This is a genomic window from uncultured Brevundimonas sp. (assembly GCF_937870815.1).
Classification (GTDB): domain Bacteria; phylum Pseudomonadota; class Alphaproteobacteria; order Caulobacterales; family Caulobacteraceae; genus Brevundimonas.
In genome coordinates this window covers 1-4,163 of record NZ_CALMZS010000100.1, presented here as the reverse complement: position 1 = coordinate 4,163, position 4,163 = coordinate 1, and the positions used below count along the sequence as shown (strand labels likewise).

The window sequence follows — 4,163 nt, the reverse complement described above, 5'->3', positions numbered from 1 at the left end:
CGGGCGCGTCATTCGGAGTATCAGGTGAAGATTGCCGAACGCTGGTTCGTGATGGCGGGCGTCGGCCTGCTGGCCGCCATCGCGCTGGCGGGGATGATCGTGGCGATCTACGCCGCCTGGCTGTTCCACGCCCTGCCCGACGCCGCGGAGCTGGCCGACTACCGGCCGGCGACGGCGACCCGCGTCTATGCCGGCGACGGGACCCTGATCGGCGAATTCTCGGACGAGCGCCGCATCTATGTCTCGTACGAGCAGATTCCCGAGCCGGTGGTGCAGGCCTTTCTGGCCGCCGAGGACCGCAACTTCTTCAGCCACGGCGGGGTCGACGTGTCGGGCCTCGGCCGGGCCATGTTCAAGAACGTCTTCAACGCCGCGACGGGCCGGCGCCTGGAGGGCGGCTCGACGATCACCCAGCAGGTCGCCAAGAACGTGCTGCTGACCAACGAGACCAGCGTCAACCGCAAGATCAAGGAAGCCATCCTCGCCAACCGGCTGGAGGCGACGCTGACCAAGCCGCAGATCCTCGAACTGTATCTGAACGAGATATTCCTGGGTTACCGGTCGTTCGGGGTGGCGGCGGCGGCCTACAACTATTTCGGCAAGTCGCTGGAGCAGCTGACCGCGGACGAGGCGGCCTATCTGGCGGCCCTGCCCAAGGGGCCGAACAACTATCATCCCAAGCGTTTCCCGGCCGCCGCCAAGGGCCGGCGCGACTGGGTCCTGGGCGAGATGGAGCAGAGCGGCTTCATCACCGAACAGCAGCTGGCCGCCGCCCGGGCCCGGCCGCTGGTGACCCAGGACGCGCCGCGCCGGGCCCAGTACGCCGACGCCGACTTCTTCGTCGAGGAGGCGCGCCGCCAGGCCCTGCGCCGCTTCGGCGCCGAGGAGGTCAACCGCGGCGGCTACTATATGCGGACGACCCTGGACCCCGAACTGCAGTCGGCGGCGCGCAACGCGCTGATGCGCGGGCTGGAGAACTATGACCGCCGCCACGGCTGGCGCGGGCCGTGGGGCACGACCGATTTCGCCGAAGGCTGGCAGGCCAGGGCGCTCGAACAGACCCGGCCGCCCGAGCGGCGGGCGTGGCGGGCGGCGGCCGTGGAGAGCGTCTCGGGCAATGCGGTGCGGGTGCGGCTGGCCGCCGACGGTTCGACCGGAACCCTGCTGGCCGAGGACGCCGCCTGGGCCAACGCCAACCGCCCCCTGCGCCGCGGCGATATGATCTTCGTCGAGCCGAGCGGCGGCCAGTATGCGCTGAAGCAGGTGCCGGCGGTGAACGGGGCGCTGGTGGCGATCGAGCCGCACTCCGGGCGGGTGCTGGCCATGGTCGGCGGCTATTCCTACGCCCTGTCGAGCTTCAACCGGGCGACCCAGGCGGAGCGGCAGCCGGGCTCGGCCTTCAAGCCGTTCGTCTATGCGACGGCCCTGGAAGGGGACTACACCCCGGCCTCGATCGTGCTGGACGCGCCGATCAGCTTCGCCGGCGGGCGCAACGGCGAGCGCTGGACGCCGGAGAATTACAGCCGGCAGTACTACGGCCCGCAGACGCTGCGGCGCGGGCTGGAACTGTCGCGCAACGTCATGACCGTGCGCCTGGCCCAGGCGGTGGGCATGAACAATATCGTCGACCTGTCGAGGAAGATGGGGGTGTCGGACAAGCTGCAGCCGAACCTGTCGGTCTCGCTGGGGGCCGGGGAGACCACGCCCTACCGCCTGACCGCCGCCTACGCCGCCTTCGTCAACGGCGGGCGCAAGATCGACCCCTATCTGATCGAGGTGGTCCAGGACCGCAACGGCGAGACCATCTTCCGCGCCGACGAGCGCAGTTGCCGCGAGTGCGGCCGTCCGTTCAGCGGCCAGGAGTCGCCCCGGCTGGAGCCGCGCGGGACGCAGGTGATCGACCCGATCACGGCCTACCAGATCAGTTCGATGCTGGAGGGCGTGATCCAGCGCGGCACCGGCGCCAGCGCCCGCGGCCTGGGCCGCTGGGTCGGGGGCAAGACCGGCACCACCAACGAATACCGCTCGGCCTGGTTCGTCGGCTTCTCGTCCGACATCGTGGTCGGGGTGTTCATCGGCTTCGACGACAACCGCCCGCTGGGCTCCGGCGAGACCGGAGCGACCGGGCCGGTGCCGGTTTTCAACGAATTCATGCAGGTGGCGCTGCGCAAGCGGCCGGCGCGGCCGTTCGTGCGCCCGCGCAACGCCGTGTTCCGCACGGTCAACGGCATCGAGGAGGCCTTCCGCCCCGGCACCGAGCGCCGTCGCGAGGAGGAGCGCCCGCGCCCGCAGGCGCCCACCGGGCCGCAGAATTACAACGACGTCCTGCGTCGCGAGCGCGAGGAGGCCGCCGGCCTGCCGCCGTCCTCGCCGGCCGCCCCGCCCTCGACGCCGCCGCCGCCGGCCAGGAAGGAGCCGGCCGAGGATCTGAGCGGGCTGTATTAGAGGCAGCAGGCAACAGGCAACAGGCAGCAGGTCGACTGAGTGTCTGCGGGGAGCCGCGCCGCTCTGCCGGAATGCCCGGATCCAATCCTGTTGCCTGTTGCCTGTTGCCTCACTCTTCCCCTATGTCCGCGCCTCACCTGAATATCGCCGGAGAATGCGATGAGACCGGATGTCGAGGCCATGAAGGCCGACATCGAGCAGAGCGTCGCTCTGCTCAGGAGGCGTCTTTGACTGGGATGCCGCCGTCCGAAAGCTCGATGAGCTGAACGCCCGGGTCGAGGACCCGGCCCTGTGGGACAATCCCGACGAGGCCCAGGCCGTGAGCCGCGACCGCTCGCGGCTGGAGGCCCGGATCAACACCGTGCGCGAGATGGAGCAGGGTCTCGAGGACGGGGTCATGCTGGCCGACATGGCCGACGAGGAGGGCGACGAGGCTGCGCTTGAGGAGGCGCGCGCCTCATTGAAGGCAATCAAGGACCGCGCCGCCCGCGCCGAGCTGGAGGCCCTGCTGTCCGGCGAGGCCGACGCCAACGACGCCTATCTGGAGGTCAACTCCGGGGCCGGCGGCACCGAGTCCAACGACTGGGCCGGCATGCTGCTGCGGATGTATTCGCGCTGGGCCAGGGCCCACGGCTACGAGGTCGAGCTCGAGGCGGAGGAGGGCGGCGAACAGGCCGGCATCAAGTCGGCCACCATCCTGGTCAAGGGGCCCAACGCCTACGGCTGGCTGAAGTCGGAATCGGGCGTGCACCGGCTGGTGCGCATCAGCCCCTATGACGCCGCCGCCAAGCGGCACACCTCGTTCGCCTCGATCGGGGTCTCGCCGGTGGTCGACGACACGATCGAGATCGACATCAACCCCGCCGACGTGCGCACCGACACCTACCGGGCCTCGGGCTCGGGCGGCCAGCACATCAACAAGACGGATTCGGCCGTGCGTCTGACGCACATTCCGACCAATACGGTGGTGGCCTGCCAGGCCGGCCGCTCGCAGCACCAGAACCGCGAACAGGCCTGGAAGATGCTGCGCGCGCGGCTGTACGAGCTGGAGCTGCAGAAGCGCGAGGCGGCGGCCCAGGCGCTGGCCGACGCCAAGACCGACATCGGCTGGGGCCACCAGATCCGCAGCTACGTCCTGCAGCCCTATCAGATGGTCAAGGACCTGCGCACCAATGTCGAGACCTCGGACACCCAGGGGGTGCTGGACGGCGACCTCGACCAGTTCATGGGCGCGGCCCTGGCGGCGCGGGTCGGCGAGACGCGCGGGAGCACGGTGGAATAGGCGCGGAGCCGGTCCTGGCTGCCCGCCTTGTCATCCCCGACGAAGCGAAGCGGAGATCGGGGACGCTTGAGCCCGCATTTCGATCCTCCCGGAAGCGGCGCAGCCGCTATCCGGGAGACGGGTCAGACGTCGTGCGGTGGCTGCCTTGCTCCCGGATAACCGCTTCGCGATTTCCGGGAGGGCCGGATCGGTGATGCGCCGCGTCCCGGCTCTCCGCTTCGCTTCGGCCGGGATGACAAGGCCTGCGCCTACGCCCCCGGCTTCATGTCGATGATCTGGGGCGCGGGCCCCGCGGCCGGGGCGGCGGCCGGGCGCGGCGCGGCGGCGGCGGCGGGCGCCTCGCGGCGGCCCTGCAGGACGCGGCCCTGGAAATAGGCGCCGATGTCGATCGACAGCTGTTCGGCGGTGACGTCGCCGTCGACATAGGCGGTGGCGA

At 70.4% G+C, this 4,163-nt stretch carries 3 protein-coding genes; 2 read left to right on the top strand and 1 reads right to left on the bottom strand.

From position 1 onward, the window contains the following. Positions 1 to 51: 51 nt before the first annotated feature. Together Q0588_RS06235 and prfB are read left to right on the top strand one after the other, a co-directional pair. Positions 52 to 2,445, top strand: a complete 2,394-nt coding sequence (locus tag Q0588_RS06235; RefSeq protein ID WP_298744732.1) for a penicillin-binding protein 1A — start codon at positions 52 to 54, stop codon at positions 2,443 to 2,445. A gap of 159 nt (positions 2,446 to 2,604) precedes the next feature. Further along, positions 2,605 to 3,727 (top strand): peptide chain release factor 2 gene (prfB, locus tag Q0588_RS06230; protein WP_298744730.1). Its coding sequence is split into 2 segments (ribosomal slippage): positions 2,605 to 2,673 and positions 2,675 to 3,727, totalling 1,122 coding nucleotides; the frame shifts between segments, so codons are not numbered across the junction. 248 nt (positions 3,728 to 3,975) lie between these two features. Here prfB and Q0588_RS06225 read toward each other — a convergent pair. Further along, on the bottom strand, positions 3,976 to 4,163 hold a 188-nt coding region (locus Q0588_RS06225; protein WP_298744728.1), incomplete at its 5' end, for a polymer-forming cytoskeletal protein.

Coding starts and splice junctions, on each gene's coding strand:
- Q0588_RS06235 (WP_298744732.1), top strand. CDS start 52: ATGGCGGGCGTCGGCCTGCTGGCCGCCATCGCGCTGGCGGGGATGATC.